Raw genomic sequence first — 15,021 nt, 5'->3', positions numbered from 1 at the left:
CAACTCTGCGCACCGGGTTCGTCACTGACAACTCACCCTCCATCGTGGCCGCCGAACCGATCTCGCGTGCTGCGCAGATTGCGCAGCTAGAGAACGGGTTCAGTAGGCGGACCGAAAGCTTGTCGCCCGATGACCGTGGCGCCCAGCATGGGACCACTGTCTTCGCCGGTGATTCAGCGGCTATCGCGGCTGCGCGGCGGGCGGGGAGGGAGAGCTGTCATGTCGATGCCTTTGGAGGGTGTTTCCGGCGATGCCGCGCAGGCCGGCGTCACGGGCAAAAATTCCGCGGGCGGCGCGGGCGTGTGGGGCGAAGGTTCCGCGAGCGGCGGCGAGGGGGTGCATGGAGTCAGCTACGGCAATACCGCCGGTGTCGCCGGCTACAACGAGAGCCCGAGCGGCGGCAGCGGCGTATGGGGGCAGGGGGCCGCCTCCGGTGGTGAGGGTGTCACCGGCTACTCCCGCACTGGATACGCCGGCGTAGGCGGCTACAACCACAACCCCGACGGCGGCGTCGGCGTGTGGGGGGAGGGTGCGAAGAGCGGCGGCGAAGGCGTACACGGTGTCAGCCATGGCAATACCGCGGGCGTCGCCGGCTACAACGAGAGCCCGAGCGGCGGCAGCGGCGTGTGGGGACGCGGCGCCGAATCCGGTGGCGAAGGTGTGACCGGGTATTCCCGCACCGCCCATGCCGGCGTCGGCGGCTACAACCTCAGCAACGGCCCGGGCGTCTGGGGCGTCGGGGGACCGCACGGCGGTGAGGGCGTACACGGTGAAACCCATTCGAATCACGCGGCGATCGCCGGCTACAACAAGGGTCGCGGCGACGCAGGCTATTTCGACGGGAACGTCACCGTCAAAGGCAATATCACCGTGACGGGCGATCTGTTCTTGGCCGGCGCCGACTACGCGGAGGCGCTGACCTGCGGTGAGCCGGGAATCGCCGCAGGCACGGTGGTGGTCGTCGGGGAGAGCGGCACGGTGCATCCGTGCCGCCGGGAGTACGACACCGCGGTCGCCGGAATCGTCTCGGGCGCAGGCGGTGTCGCGCCGGCGATCGTGCTCGACCGCCACGACGACGGCGTGAACATCGCGCTGATGGGCAAGGTGTGGTGCGCCGCCGACGCGACGGAGAGCCCGATCCGCCCCGGCGACCTGCTGACCACCTCGGCCACCACCGGCCACGCGCGCAAGGTGTCCGACATGAGCCGCGCCCTGGGCTCCATCATCGGCAAGGCGCTGACTGCCCTGGATTCCGGCCAAGGCCTCGTCCGCGTCTTCGTCAGCCCGCGCTGATCGGCGACCGACCGATGGGTATCTACACCTTCACGCTGGAACAGTTCCACATCGACAACACCCGGTCCCGGCACGAGGACACGAACACTGTGCAGTTCCGGCTGGCCGTGGGCAACAGATCGCTCGGCTCGCAATCATTTTCGGCCGGTGACGTGAACAACGGCGACCACGTCGTCGGGCTGAGATTCGATCGGGTGGTGCTGGCAGGCAGCGCGACACCGGCCGTGATCTCATACGTGATCTTCAACGGCGACACCGGGGACGTTCGGGGTGGACTGGATGGATTGTCCGGGCAAGTCGCGGACAGAGCCATGGACAGTCTGCGTCAGCAGGTGCGGCAGCCGGGTGTGCACGCCGATGTGCCCGAACTCGACTACACCGCCGAAGGAGACGTCTCGATCGCCGACGGCAACAACTGGGCGGGCTTCGTCATGCGACGAATAGGCCTGTCGCTGCACGATTTCATCTTTCCCAACTGCGACGGTTTCGTGGTCATCGGTTCGGTCGCCAAGGACAAGTTCGGATGGGACCGGGCCGTCGACGCCGCAGGCGGCACCTATCGCGTGACGATCCGCTATCCGGGCTACGACTCGCCCCACGGCTGCGGCAGCAACTCCGACTACACCGTCACCTGGTCGGTCACCCGCCGCCGCGCCAACGGCCCCAGCCTGCGCGCCTTCCTCCGCGAAAACGGCCTGGCCGCTCCGGGACTTTGCTCCCTGACCCCGGGCGAACCCGTGAGCGTGCGCCAGCTCATGACCTAGCGTCCGGCTGTCGCGCAACTCAACTCGAAGTCCGCGCGATGACCTTTTCGGCGAAGCGGGACAGGTTGGCGATCTTCGTGTCGAGGGGTTCGGTGTCCTGTTCGAGGGTGTAGGGGAGACGGAAGCCGACGATGACGTCGGTAACCCCCTTGTCCTCCAGTCGTTTGATCCCGTCCACGGTGAATCCGTCGAGGGAGATCACGTGTACCTCGAAGTCCTTGCGCGTCCCGTATTCGGCACGCAACGCGTCCAGTTCGACCAGCAGCCGGTCGAGTTCGGCTCCGTCGCCACCCGCGTGCATCCACCCGTCACCGCGTTGCGCGGCCCGCCGCAGCGCGGGCTTGCTGTGTCCACCGATGAGGATCGGTACCGGCTCGGTCGGCACCGGCGAGATCTTGATCGGCGGTATGTCGTAGAACTCGCCGTGAAACTCGAAGTACCCGCCCGCGGTCAACCCGCGCACGATGTCGATGCACTCGTCCATCCGCGCACCACGCTTCTCGAACGGCACACCCATGATCTCGAAATCATCGGGCCACGGGCTGATCCCGACGCCGAGCCCGAACCGGTTGCCGCTCAACGCCGCCACCGACGCGGCCTGCTTGGCGACCAGCACCGGCGGCCGGATCGGCAGTTTCAGCACGAACGGGGTGAACCGCAGCGTCGTGGTCACCGCCGCCATCGCCGCGCTGAGCACGAACGCCTCGACGAACGGCTTGTCCTCCAGGAATTCCCGGTTCCCGTCGGGGGTGTACGGGTACTTGGCGTCGGAGTCCCGCGGATAGGCGATGCTGTCCGCGACCGCCATCGACGAGTACCCGGCCTCCTCGGCGGCGCGGGCCAACGGTATGTAGTACGCCGGGTCCGTCATGGTTTCGGCATAGGTGAAGCGCATATCAGTCGCCTTCCTGGCGCCGCGAATACAGCGCCGTGTGTGCGTCTACTGCCATGGGTTCGAGAATCCGTCGGGAATCAGCGTGTCGAACATCGCCTTCATCGCATCGGAGAGCCGCATCAACTCGAAGTACGACCCGATCGGCCCGCCTTCCAGATACGCGAACTCCATCCCGACGCCCTCGAATTTCCCGCGCGCCACCAGCTCGATGCCCGCCGCCCGCGCCTCGTGCAGCGCACCGTCGTAGTCCTCGGGCACCCACCCCGTGTGATGCAGTCCCGGCCCGAACCGCGCGAGATGCTCGGCATACAAGCTGATCCCACCCCGCGGTTCGATCAGCTCCAACTGCTGCCCACCCGCATACCCCAGTGCGACCGTGATCGTGTAATCGGCTGGCTCGCCACGCAATTCGCACGATTCCGGCCCGAAGTGCACATCCGGAATCGTGAACCAGTGCGCCACCCCGTACCGCTCGGAGAACTCCTGTTGCGCCGCCGCGATATCGCGCACGACCCAGCACAGCTGAAAGATCGGCCCCGCCGTGATCATCGGACAGACGCGTTCGCCGGGGAGCTTCCTCGATGTGCGGCACCAGGCGCACAGCCGCTCGCCGGTGTGAGGCCGTGCGCGCGGCACTCGGAACCGCGACTCGGCCAGTAATAGATCCGGCGGGTCTCGGGTGTCAGCGCTGCGGGATTGCCTTGTGCCGCAAGGCTTCGACGGCGCACGGTACCGCCCTCGCGCACCCAACCGGCGGCCATCAGGTGCCTTCTACCCATATCTTCAACTAAACACGTGTGCTTAACACAGTCAAGGCCCCGGTTTAGTACAGTGCACCTATGCTCATCGCCGATTCGCGCGCGTCACTGCTCGACGCGGGGGAGCGACTCATCGCCGAACGCGGAGTAGAGGTTCCGCTGCGCGAGATCGCCGCAGCAGCGGGTCACCGCAACAACTCCGCGGTGCACTACTACTTCGACTCCCGCCACGGCTTGATCGAAGCCATCGTCGAGCGCCGGATGAACTGGCTCGAAGAACGCCGAATGCACCTGCTCGCCACCCACGAGGCCGACGGCACCGCCCACGAAATCAACACGCTGGTCGCCATGCTCGCCGACCCCATCCTCGAGCTCATCACCCAGGACGAGGTCACCCACTTCGGCCGCTTCCTCGAAGTCGTGCGCGCCCACCCGGTGATCGCCGACCCACGACGCCTCGCCGGCACCGACCGCGCCGCCGTACGCATCATCGCCACCCGCCTCGCCGCCGCTTTACCTCAACTCACCCCACGCACACGCCGCCAACGCCTCGAAACCATGGCCACCGTCATGTTCGCCCTCATGGCCGACTACGAACGCACCCTCGAAGCAGGCGTACGCACACCCCACCCCGACGACGCCGCCGAGATCACCGACATGATCGTCGCCATGCTCACCGTGCCCACCCGCGACACGAAACCCGGCGAGCGCCGCCACTGAGGTAGCCATCGGACGTCGGCGCGGGCACCTTTCGCACCGCCCCTAGTGGCCTGGCGACGAGGTGCGAACCGCCCGTCGCGCCAAATCGAAGAATCGTCCTGGCCTACCGACGCGCGCAACAAATGTCTGCCCGAACGTGGGTCGCCCGGAAACATGCAGTCGTTCGTGAGTGGCACATGGTTGCGGCAAACGTCGAGAACGACGCACCAGGGTGTGCCACTCGCGAGACAGCTCAGGTGTGAACACGCGGCACAGCACTACCCAGGGTGGGTTACCAGGACCCGCACACCCCCTGGGATACGGTCGCTGAGTGGAACTACTAGGAATTCATCACGTGGCGATCATCGCCTCCGACTACGTACGCTCCAAACGGTTCTACACCGAGACCCTCGGCCTCGCGGTGATCGCCGAGCACTATCGCGCCACCCGCCGCTCCTACAAACTCGACCTCGCCATCCCGGGCGGCAGCCGAATCGAACTGTTCTCATTCCCCGAGCCCCCCGACCGAGCGAGCTGGCCGGAGGCAGCAGGCCTACGCCACCTGGCGTTCGCAGTCCGCGACGTCGCCGCGACGCTCGACGAGCTGGCCGCCAAGGGCGTGCGCACCGAGGAACTGCGCGTCGACGAGGTCACCGGACAACGCATGGCGTTCTTCTTCGACCCCGACGACCTGCCCCTGGAACTCTACGAAGTCTGATTCATCCCGCGCGACCGCTTCGCCAATTCCACTGTCGCCGCCCGCAATTCATCGATCGAATCGATCGGCGCCACATAACCCACCCGAGTCCGCGCTACCCCGCGCGGCGTCACCACCCGCAGGTCCAGCCCGTACCGATCGGCCCGCTCACAGCTGGCCTCGGTCGCGTCCGGATACCCGCCCAACGCCTGCGCCATCGCCAGCAACGCCGACGCGTGATCATCATTGAGATGGGTGATAGCACCCGCCGCGACCGGCACGATCGGATCCGGCGTCGTCTCGGCATACTGCTCTGCGGTCGCGGAGTCCATCCGCCCGTACCCGCCGACCCACCGCACCCGTCGCACGCGCAGCACCCACACCGAGAAATCGCTGTAGTCGATGTAATACTTCGCCGCGGGCACCGCCGCCAGATGCGCCGCCCGCGCCGCGTCGGCCTCCGCACCCACCGGCCGCTCCACCACACCAGCCAGCGTGATCCTGGTCCCCGCCAGCGGATCCGCAGGCATATCAGGCGCCACGATCGCGAGACTCGCCCGCGGATCCCCGGCCAGGTTGCGCCCGTGCTCAGCCATCTTGGACACACACAGCACCGGCTGACCGTCCAGCAGCCCGTACGTCACGAACGACGCCCACGGCGTGCCGTCCTCGCTCAGACTCGCCAGCGTCGCCATATTCGTCGAAGCGGCAACAGTTCTCGCCTCTTCGGCGGCGGACGGCCGGGCCGGATTCGCCACCGGCGCCGTCGGCTGCGGGATCGAGGGAGCGTCGCCGGGGTCACCGTGGTCGAGGGTCATGTCGTCCATCCTCTCCTGCCCGCCCGATCCGCAAGACAACGGGTGCGGGGCTTTTTCCAGCGTGCCATGCCGGATCGGCTTGCGTAGTGCGGTCAATGGATTGGATTGACCGCGCGAATCGCGCCCGGATAGACCAGACTTGCCGGGTGACCCGATACGCATTCGACGCCGACCACAACGTGATCGTCGCCATTTGGGCGACCGGCCGTGGTGACCTCGCCCAAGCTGTTGCCACCCTGCCGCAGACGGCAACCCATGATCAGGCAACAAATCTGGCGTCGAACCTGACCACGCTGTCGCGGTTCCACTGGCGCACCTACACCCATCCGGCCAGCGCCGCGGGCGACCCCGACATCCCCAACAGCGAAGCCTGGCGCCGCGCCGAGGAACGCCGGAACTTCAAAGAGGTCGAAGTGGGGATCCGCACCCCCAACCTGCCCTCCGCGGAGGGACTCGTCGTCTCCTACAGCGGCGTCGTCGAATCCGCGCACCGCGTCGGACGCACCCTCTACGAGATCGACGACCTCACCCTGCGCGACACCATCGTCGCCGAGGTGAGCGCCGAACAAGCCGCCATCGAGTCCGCCGAACGCGGCGACCTGTCCGGCCGGGCCCGCCAAGCCGTCGAGCTCTCCCGCCCCGACGTCTCGCCCGCCCAGGTGCAGGCCGCCGACGACCTGCTACGCGCCGACCCGCTCGGCTCCATCGAACTGTTCACCGAACTCGATCCCGCCTCCGCCTCCGTCGCCGCCGCACACTGGCTGCTCGCCGCCGCCGAGGTCGCCGGTGAAATGGCCGGCGTGCCGTGCACCGAGGTCGTGGCGGAAACCGGCGAGCATGGCTTCGCGGGTGTCGGCGTCGACCTCGAATTTGCGGGCCTGCTCTTCGATTTCGGCGACGCGGCCGACGACGGCCCACGGCGCGGGCACGCGCCCTTCGTGCACGGCCATCGCTTCGGCGATGAGGTCGACGACGACTTCGGTGGGGCTCTCCCCCGCGTCGAGCCGTTCGAGCACCAGGGTGGGCNTACTCGAGGCGCCGCACGCCGAGTCACCCACACTGCATGGCGTCGGCCGGTGCAGATGTGTAAAAGCCTGCTCCTCTACGCAGCCCACACCGATGACCCCGACGTGGAAACCCTCTTCACCGCCGATGTCCGCCTAGAGGCCGACGCGGACCCCGAACACCTCCTCTGAAAGTAGCTCCACGCCAAAGACGGCTGATCGGTCCCCACTTCGACGTCGGCAGTCCCTCCGCCCGACCCCAAAGCGGCCGACCGGTCCGCAACTCGACACCGCGGGCATTCGGCCGCTACACAGACGATGCTCGACCGTCAGGAACATTCTGGTTGCGCGCTCGACCCTCGCACGCCGGTTGCGTAACGGCTTGGCCGTCAGCGCGATTGAGCCTATACAGGGCGACGAGGGGATTACGCGATGGACGAACGGCAACGGTGGGGCGGACGGCTGCGGATGGTGCGTTCACTGGTCGGTACGGCAGCGGCACTGGCGTTGGTCGTCGGGGGCGCGACGGCATTCACCTCCCACGCCGAACCCGGCCCTGCACCGCAGTGGTCGGTGAACAACAACCCGTATACAGAGCCGCTGCCAACGAACCATCGGCCGGACAACCGCATCAACGGATGAGTTGACCCGGCCTGACATAGCCTTGTGCTCAGGCTGCGGCCCTGCGCTCAGGCTCCGACAGACTGCTTCCTGAGATAGCTGCCGCTACCTTGGGCCCTTCAGCTGGAAGTGGCCGACACTTCGGTCTACTCGGCAGCTTCATCCAGAGCGACAGCGGTTTCCGGGTCCGTGCTCAACCACCGCCGCAGCTTCTCGTAGACGGCATGGTGGTTCAGCAGCGAGAAGTGATTGGCCGCGGGAACGTGTAAGCCATTCGCATCATCGAACCCGATGCGACGAGCCCGGTTCCGCCCCGCGGCACTAGGAGTGAGAACCAGCCCGTCGCCGATGATCCGCCCCAGCGGGTGGCGTGGACTGCGGGTGACGCAGGCGGTGACGAAGTAATGGTCGGCACCGTCGAGCAGCGGCACCTCCCGGATCGCCCGCCGCGTCAGATCATCCGTATCCGCGTCACGCCAATCCTCGTCCACCAGCGACCCCTGCCGCAGATCACGAATACCCGCGCTACGCCGCCGCAGCAGATGACCGAACGGACGAGTCTCCGGCACCCGGACCAACGCGGCAGACGCGTAATGCACGAACTGCTCGAGCGGAGCCCCTAAATGCGGCGACCCGAGACACACGAGATGCCGGACCTTGCGCACCCACCCTTTCCCGGACTCGCTCGCGTCGAAGCACGCGCCACGGGCAATCAGCCCACCCATCGAATGCCCGACCAACGACAGCTGCTCGATCTCCACCGGCCAGTGCGCCACCAGCCGCTCCAGCAAGTCACTCAGCTGACGAGCATTCTCGGAAATGTGCAAGCCGCTGTTATACCGGATCTGCAAGGTGCTGTAGCCGAGATCCTGCTCGATCCCTTCGGCATAACTCGTACGCCCACCGAGCCGCCACGCATGCTCGGTCTCCACCAGACCGTGCAGAAACACCACCACCCGCGAACTCGGCCGCGCGACATGATTCCCGATCTGCTCGGGCGACACCGGATCACCGTCCACGCGCAACGTCATCGGCCCGGCGAGGATGGGCCGCAGCTCCTCGAGATCGTCGCCGATCAAGCCCTGTAGCGCACCGAGGAAGCCCGCGCCGAACACCGTGCGCGACGGCACCTCGGCTCCGGGTAAATCCACGGTTCGCTCGGCCAACCGACCTGCGGCAACGGCCGTCCCGCTGACAATCCGGTACACCCCGTCGGTGATCGCGTCGTGCACCACCTCCACGGGAGCCGCGGCCGGACCGACCCCGAACCGCACCGCCGCGAAAACCCGCCCCGCGATCGCCCGGTGCACCGACGCGATGCCGTCCACCGCGCCACCGAGCTCGTCGCCCGCCAATCGAGCGAGGGCCCTGACCTCGGCCTTCCGCTGATAGGTCTGCTCACTCATGGTTTCAGTGTACAAGCGTTCACTGAAACCGTCTCGTCGACGGAAGTTCTTTCAGGTGATCAGGCGGTGACCACCCGCGTAACACCCACCGCCGACTCGGTGAGACTGCCCAGATACAACACACCGTCCCGCTCCACCACCCCGGTGACCATCGAGAAGTTCGTGCCCTCGGTCTGCAGGTCGTGCACGACATTCCCGTCGAAGCCGACTGCCATCACCCAGATCGTCTTCGCAGGCTTCGGCTGCACCCACTCCGGCAGCAACCAAACGATTCGCCGCAGAAACCCGGGCAGCGGAAGCAGCCGGTCCAGCAACGGGTTTCGCGGGGCAGGCAGCGTGATCCAGACGAGTCCGTCGCTACCGAGGCTCATATTGTCCGGGAACCCGGGAAGGTTCTCCACGAGAAAGTCTCTGGTGCCGGCCTTCGGCCCGGTGAGCCAGTATCGCGACACTCGATAGCCACCGGTCTCCGCGACAACCACACACGAGCGATCGGGGGCAAGCACCACCCCGTTGGCGAAATACAGGTTGTCGAGCAAGGTCTCCACCTTGCCGGACGGATCGCGACGGAACAGCCTGCCGGTCCCGGAGTGCTCGAGCATGTCACCCATGTACTCGGTCAGGGAGAAACGGCTCGTCGACGACGAGAAATAGATGGTGCCGTCCGCGTCGCGAACCACGTTGCTGGCGAACGGGAGTGGCTCGCCGTCGATCTCGTCCACCAGCACCTTCAGCGTGCCGTCCGGCGTCAGCTCCAGCAGGCCGCGCTCGAAGTCGCAGATCAACAGCGTGCCATCAGGATCGGCGTGCAGACCCAGCGGGCGACCACCGGTGTTCGCGAGCTCACGCACGTCACCGGTGGACGGATCGACACTGAGAATCGACCCGTCATCGATGCCGACGATAAGTCGTCCATCCGGCCCGAGCACGACATCCTCGGGTCCGGCACCTGGTAGTTCAAGGCGGGTGAGCTCGGGAAGCGGTGGCGCACTACGGGTTCGGCGCGCTCGCGGGGGAGCGGGCGGCGGTGTCCAGCGTTGCGGGTGGAGAGTCGAGGAGGGCACGTCTCAGCGTAACGCCGGGTCACGGGCATGCCGCGGTGATGGTGGGGTAGGGGAGCAGGTCAGACGGCAGTTCGAGGATGGGGCAGGGGACGATCGGCACGAATGTGCAGCGTCGGCAGTGTGATTTGTACGTGAAGTGGGTCCACACCGCAAAACAGCAAAACAACATGCTCTTACGTAAATATGCGCATCTAACCATGTGTTCTCAACCCTATTCACGTCACCTCCTCCTGCCCTCCCGTCTCAAAAAGACGGCACAGATCGCAGGGGGCATCTCCAGGGGAGGGGAGCCCTACCCCTCCTCGCATCCCATGATCAACGGCACATGGCTGCGGCATTCGCCGAGTAGGGTCCACCGTCATGTGCCGTTGATCTTGAAGAAGCGCCTGGACCGAGCCGCGGAACCAGCTCGCCGGCACGAAGAACTACGGCTGATGGGTAATCGAGTACCAGAGCACCGCGAGCGTCCCGAGCACGAAAAGCGGGGATAGCACCCAGGTCTCGACCTTGTTACCGGTGCGGTCGATGATCGGCACTCGCGTACGGACCTTGAACGGCCAGAACAGTCGGCAGCCGCGGTCGGTGAGGCAGTCGCCGAGCAGGTGCACCAACGCACCGAGGCCGACGGAGAACGGCAGCCACACCGGCTTGTCCGAGATCCAATGATCCATCGCGAAGGTTCCCGCGACCGCGAGCACCACGATGGTGCCCCACGCCTCGATCCCGTCGCCCGGCGGGCACAGATGCAGTGCCCGCACCGCCAGCGCCAGGAGGAAGAAGACGAGCCCGAGTGTGAACCACCGTCCGATCCAGTGCTCGCCCGCCCACGTGCCATAGGAGACCGCGGCGACGAAGGCGAAGGAATGGGTGGCGTGCCGGTGCCCGCCGGAGATCCACGAGATCAACTTGCAGAGGTTGTAGGAGATGGGGCCGAGCACATGCGCGATCGTTCCGTTCGGATGATCCGCGTCCGGCAACAGCGCGGCACCCGCCGTCAAAAACACACCGAGCAACAGGTCTACGGGGCCGAGATGCCCTGACACATCCTGGATTGTCGGGTAGGTCAAGATCGCGACCGGCAGCGCCGTTGCCGCCGCCGACCAGGCCAAAGCGCCACTGGTCGCATGAGAATGTCCAAGCACCGGGTGAAGGTTAGTTCACCTCAGCATCGTTCAGCGAATGCCGGTTCAGTGATCTTGTGCGGCGGGTGAATTGGGGGATGGGCAACCCGGCAGGATCGGGATCGTTTGTGTCGCAGCGTTGATCGGCTGACGAGGCAGGCGTCGTCCGTAGCGGCGCCCACCGTACGTGTCGTGGCGATGGCGGGGGAGCGGGGCAGAAAGCGTAGGGGGAGATGGTGTTCAACGGGGGAGTTGCGTCTCGGCACTGCAAGACCACGCCCGGCTCGGAGGCCGCGTGTCGGAACCGGTGAAGGATGTCTTCGGTGCCATCATCTAGTTAGGTATAGGCAATAGAAACATTGTGCTACCTAGATGTGCGTATATATGCATATGAGCATTATTCGACTGTTGCGATCTCGGAAACACCCTGTACAACAACGGCATAGACAGGGGAGGGGTGCGAAGAAGTTCCCGCGGCAGGTCAGCGAACGAGCCGAAAGAACGCCCGAACATCCTCGACGAACAACTCGGGCTGCTCGAACGCCGCGAAGTGCCCACCGCGCTCCGGCTCACTCCAGTACCGGATATCGGTGAAACGCTTAGCCGCCCAACGCCTGGACGGCCGCTGCAACTCCTTCGGAAACACCGAACACCCGGTCGGTACGTCCACCGTGCTCGTCACTTCCCCGGAGATCCACTCGTCGACCTGCGCGATGCTCTCCCAATACAGCCGTGCGGCCGACGCACCGGTACCGGGAAGCCAGTACATCATCAGATTGTCGAGCAGCTCGTCCTTGGTGAGCGCGTTCTCCGGATGCCCGTCGCAGTCGGTCCACGCCCAGAACTTCTCGATGATCCAGGCACACAACGCGGCAGGGGAGTCAACGAGTCCGTACCCGGCTGTCTGCGGCCGGGTGGCGTGCATCCGCGAGTACCCGGATTCCCACCGGCCCGCTTCCTCGAGCGTGCGCAGCGCGTCCCGTTCCCGGTCGGTGAGGTCATCGAAGGTGGCCGGATCGGGCGGTGCCAGCGGCGGCAGCAGGTGTATCCCGGCCACATGGTCGGGGTCGAGCTGGGCAAGCCGCGTCGACACGCTCGTACCCCAATCACCGCCGACCGCTCCATAACGCCGGTACCCGAGCAGTGCCATCAGCACGGCCCAGGCCGCCGCGATGCGATCGATGCCCCACCCGGGTTCGCTCGGCCGGTCGCTGAACCCGTAGCCGGGCAGTGAGGGGCACACCAGGTGGAAGGCGTCCGCCGGATCGCCGCCGTGCGCGGCCGGATCGGTGAGCGGGCCGATCACCTTGCCGAACTCGATGATCGAGCCCGGCCACCCGTGCGTGAGCAGCAGCGGAAGCGCACCCGGCTCCGGCGATCTGACGTGCAGGAAGTGGATCCCGAGCCCATCGATCTCGGTGCGCACGTTCGGCCATGCGTTCAGGCGCGCCTCGGTGGCCCGCCAGTCGTATTCGTTCGCCCAGTACGCGCACAAGTCCTGTATGTACGCCAGTGGCACTCCTTGCGACCAGTCCTGGACGGTCTCGCGTTCCGGCCATCTGGTGGCCCGCAGCCTGCCCTGGAGGACGGCGAGCTCCTGGTCGGGTACCTGAATTCGGAAGGGCTGCAAGGTGCTGTCCTGTCACGGTCGGGCGTGCGGGTCGACGATGCGGTCGAGCGCGTGCAGATCGGAATCGAGGGTATAGAACACGCGCAGCGTGCCGAGGAAGGCGAACAGCCCACCGACGCAGAGGCCCACGATCGAGGCGAGCACCGTCTGCTGCTGGGTGGGATGGAGGAACGCCACACCCGCGGCGACGCCGAACAGCGGCACCGAGGCGGCGATGCCGAGGTAGATCCGGCTTCGGCGCGCCAGCCGGCGCAACTGGCTCGATTCCGAAGGGGAGCTGTGCCCCGCGGCGACCAATCCCGGGTAGTACCAGCGCAATACGAAGAAGGTCACCGGGAAATAGGTGTAGACGACGGCGACCGCGGCCGCGACAAAGTGCGAGGCGATCAGGTTGAACAACAGCCCGGCCGACAGATCCGCGATGTCGTGCAGCTTGATGAGGAACACCAGCAGCGCGAGCGCCCACCCAGCGAACGAGACAGCGGCGATGCGGTCGCTACAGGCCAGGGTGTCCGCTCGCGCCTTGGCCAGGGTTTGCTCGTCGTAGTGTTTGCCGTGCCGCAGCCCGTAGGGCACCAAGAACACCAGCCGGCACCAGTACAGCAGGATCGCGACACCCACCGGATAGCCGACAGCCCCCGCGATCAACCCCAGCTTGGTGAGTTGGGCCTGCCCATCGACGCCGAGCTCCATGTCGAGCAGTTTCGTGTTGTGCGCCGACAGATACAGGACGCCGAGCAGCTGCCCGAGCGCGCTCGACAGCGTCACCACGGGCATCGGCCGCATGCGCAACCGTCCGCGCAGGCTGTGCGAGGGTGGGTCGACGAGATCGCGGGCGGTCCGGTCCAGGGTGAGTTCGAGGTGCTGGGCGAGATCGGCGCCGCTGGCGTAACGATCATCGCGGTCGGGGGACAGGCAGCTCAGCAGTGCGTGGCGCAGGATCTGCGGGCAGTCCGGTGGCGCGGTGGCCGCCAGGCGCTCGTCGATCGGCTGGCGACGCAGTTCGATCATTCTGGTGAGTGAGGTGTCGGATTCGGCGAGCCCCAGCTCGTCGGTGAACGGGAGCCGCCCGGTGAGCAGCTCCCACAGCACCACTGCGAGTGCGTACAGATCGCTGCGGGTATCGAGGTCCGCAGCCGTGGTAGGGATCGTGGGATGGCAGGCCTCGAGCTGTTCGGGGGACATATACGCCAGTGAGCCGCCGAAGTAGGCGACCGGGCTCGCACCCGGAATGTGGGTGCTGAAGCTGATATTGAAGTCGGCGAGCTTGGGGTGGCCGTCGGCAGTCAGCAGCACGTTGGCCGGTTTGATGTCGCGGTGCAGGACGCCCGCGCGGTTGGCGTAGTCCAGGGCGGTGGCGAGCCGGCTACCCAGCCAGGCCACGGTTTCGGACCAGCTCAGCTTGGCCAGGTCGGCGCGGGTGAGCGAGGGCTGCGGGGTCAGTACGCCGCCTGCGGTGACCGCGGCGTCGACTGCGTCCAGCAGCAGTTGGCCGGTGCGTTGCGCGGGCGGTGTGCTGCGGACCAGGCGCAGCACACCGAGCAGGGTGCCGCCGGGCACGTACTGCATGTACATCAGCTTGAGGTGTTGTTCCTCGATCTGGCGCTGATCGAAGACGCGCACGATGTGCTCGTGGTCCAGTTGGGCGAGGGTCTGCGGTTCGCTACCCCGGTCACGCGAAACCTTCACTGCGACAAGCCGTTGCATGGACCGCTGCCGTGCGAGGAACACGCGGGCGAACGCACCTTGGCCGAGGGCGATCAGCAGGTCGAAGTCATCGATGGTGGCGCCGGGGGCGATGGTGTCGAGGGCGTTGCTGGTCGTCGCGTCGGAGAGCAGCGTGGTGCGGAAGTTCTCGGCGGAGTGGCTGCCGATGTCGAGCTGGGTGGCCAGTTGCGCCATCTGGGCGGCGAAGTCCTGCTCGTATTCGGTGAGGTCGAGTTCGTCGTCGCCGCGGCGGCTGCGTGCGGTGATCTCCTCGTAGATGAGGTCCGGCGGTAGTGGGGCAGCGTCGAGTTCGGGGAACTGCGCCCGGTACTCGGCGAGGCGTTTGCCGGTGCGGGTCTCGCGCCAGCGATGCTGCAGGTCGACCTTGATCAGCTCGATGAGGGCCGAGCGTCGTAGCCCGCTCTCGGCAGGCAGATGCGCAGCGAGGTCCGGTGGTTCGTCGGCGTCCTCCCAGGCGCTGTCGAACTCGGCAACCAGTCGCGTCAACGCGGTCTGCGTCGCCGCCACTCGGTCCATCTCCATG

At 66.5% G+C, this 15,021-nt stretch carries 13 protein-coding genes; 5 read left to right on the top strand and 8 right to left on the bottom strand.

The window, feature by feature from the left end:
* Window positions 1-219 precede the first annotated feature (219 nt).
* Window positions 220-1,293, top strand: coding sequence for a hypothetical protein (locus DBO33_RS21920; RefSeq protein ID WP_159080405.1), 1,074 nt, complete (start codon window positions 220-222; stop codon window positions 1,291-1,293).
* Between the two features lie 14 nt (window positions 1,294-1,307).
* Window positions 1,308-2,057: a hypothetical protein gene (locus DBO33_RS21915; RefSeq protein WP_107656716.1), complete on the top strand. Its 750-nt coding sequence runs from the start codon at window positions 1,308-1,310 to the stop codon at window positions 2,055-2,057.
* Window positions 2,058-2,076: 19 nt separating this feature from the next.
* Here DBO33_RS21915 and DBO33_RS21910 read toward each other — a convergent pair whose 3' ends face one another.
* Both DBO33_RS21910 and DBO33_RS21905 read right to left on the bottom strand, forming a co-directional pair.
* Entirely contained in the window at window positions 2,077-2,952 is an 876-nt protein-coding gene (locus tag DBO33_RS21910; protein WP_107656715.1) for a TIGR03619 family F420-dependent LLM class oxidoreductase, read from the bottom strand.
* 45 nt (window positions 2,953-2,997) lie between these two features.
* The gene (locus DBO33_RS21905) at window positions 2,998-3,501 is read right to left on the bottom strand and encodes a VOC family protein (RefSeq protein ID WP_107656714.1); all 504 of its coding nucleotides are present in this window, start codon (window positions 3,499-3,501) and stop codon (window positions 2,998-3,000) included.
* 290 nt (window positions 3,502-3,791) lie between these two features.
* Here DBO33_RS21905 and DBO33_RS21900 point away from each other — a divergent pair, with 290 nt between their 5' ends.
* Complete coding sequence (locus DBO33_RS21900; RefSeq protein WP_107656713.1) at window positions 3,792-4,430, top strand: TetR family transcriptional regulator; 639 nt, start codon at window positions 3,792-3,794, stop codon at window positions 4,428-4,430.
* A gap of 310 nt (window positions 4,431-4,740) precedes the next feature.
* On the top strand, window positions 4,741-5,127 hold the full coding sequence (gene gloA2, locus DBO33_RS21895; protein ID WP_107656712.1) for an SMU1112c/YaeR family gloxylase I-like metalloprotein: 387 nt from the start codon (window positions 4,741-4,743) through the stop codon (window positions 5,125-5,127).
* Here gloA2 and DBO33_RS21890 read toward each other — a convergent pair.
* A complete protein-coding gene (locus DBO33_RS21890) occupies window positions 5,115-5,924 on the bottom strand; it encodes a HugZ family pyridoxamine 5'-phosphate oxidase (RefSeq protein ID WP_107660488.1) in 810 nt (269 codons plus the stop codon). The genes gloA2 and DBO33_RS21890 overlap by 13 nt on opposite strands.
* A 1,436-nt stretch (window positions 5,925-7,360) precedes the next feature.
* On the opposite strand from DBO33_RS21890, the gene DBO33_RS43615 reads away from it, so the two are divergent.
* Window positions 7,361-7,570 carry a hypothetical protein gene (locus tag DBO33_RS43615; protein ID WP_199856718.1) on the top strand — a complete coding sequence of 70 codons (210 nt, stop codon included), beginning with the start codon at window positions 7,361-7,363 and terminating at the stop codon, window positions 7,568-7,570.
* Window positions 7,571-7,695: 125 nt separating this feature from the next.
* Here the strand turns inward: DBO33_RS43615 and DBO33_RS21875 are convergent, their stop codons facing one another.
* From DBO33_RS21875 to DBO33_RS21855, 5 genes are all read right to left on the bottom strand, one after another.
* Window positions 7,696-8,955, bottom strand: a complete 1,260-nt coding sequence (locus DBO33_RS21875; RefSeq protein WP_107660487.1) for a lipase family alpha/beta hydrolase — start codon at window positions 8,953-8,955, stop codon at window positions 7,696-7,698.
* Between the two features lie 59 nt (window positions 8,956-9,014).
* Window positions 9,015-10,019 (bottom strand): SMP-30/gluconolactonase/LRE family protein, encoded by a 1,005-nt coding sequence (locus DBO33_RS21870; RefSeq protein WP_267897891.1) that lies wholly within the window; start codon window positions 10,017-10,019, stop codon window positions 9,015-9,017.
* A gap of 425 nt (window positions 10,020-10,444) precedes the next feature.
* The gene (locus DBO33_RS21865) at window positions 10,445-11,161 is read right to left on the bottom strand and encodes a metal-dependent hydrolase (RefSeq protein ID WP_107656709.1); all 717 of its coding nucleotides are present in this window, start codon (window positions 11,159-11,161) and stop codon (window positions 10,445-10,447) included.
* Window positions 11,162-11,621: 460 nt separating this feature from the next.
* Window positions 11,622-12,770, bottom strand: a complete 1,149-nt coding sequence (locus DBO33_RS21860; protein WP_107656708.1) for an epoxide hydrolase family protein — start codon at window positions 12,768-12,770, stop codon at window positions 11,622-11,624.
* Window positions 12,771-12,782: 12 nt separating this feature from the next.
* On the bottom strand, window positions 12,783-15,020 hold the full coding sequence (locus DBO33_RS21855; RefSeq protein ID WP_107656707.1) for a serine/threonine-protein kinase: 2,238 nt from the start codon (window positions 15,018-15,020) through the stop codon (window positions 12,783-12,785).
* Window position 15,021 lies beyond the last annotated feature (1 nt).

Source organism: Nocardia suismassiliense, assembly GCF_900269665.1.
Classification (GTDB): domain Bacteria; phylum Actinomycetota; class Actinomycetes; order Mycobacteriales; family Mycobacteriaceae; genus Nocardia; species Nocardia suismassiliense.
Note: the sequence above shows the minus strand (reverse complement) of the source record. Positions and strands in the feature narration are given on the sequence as shown.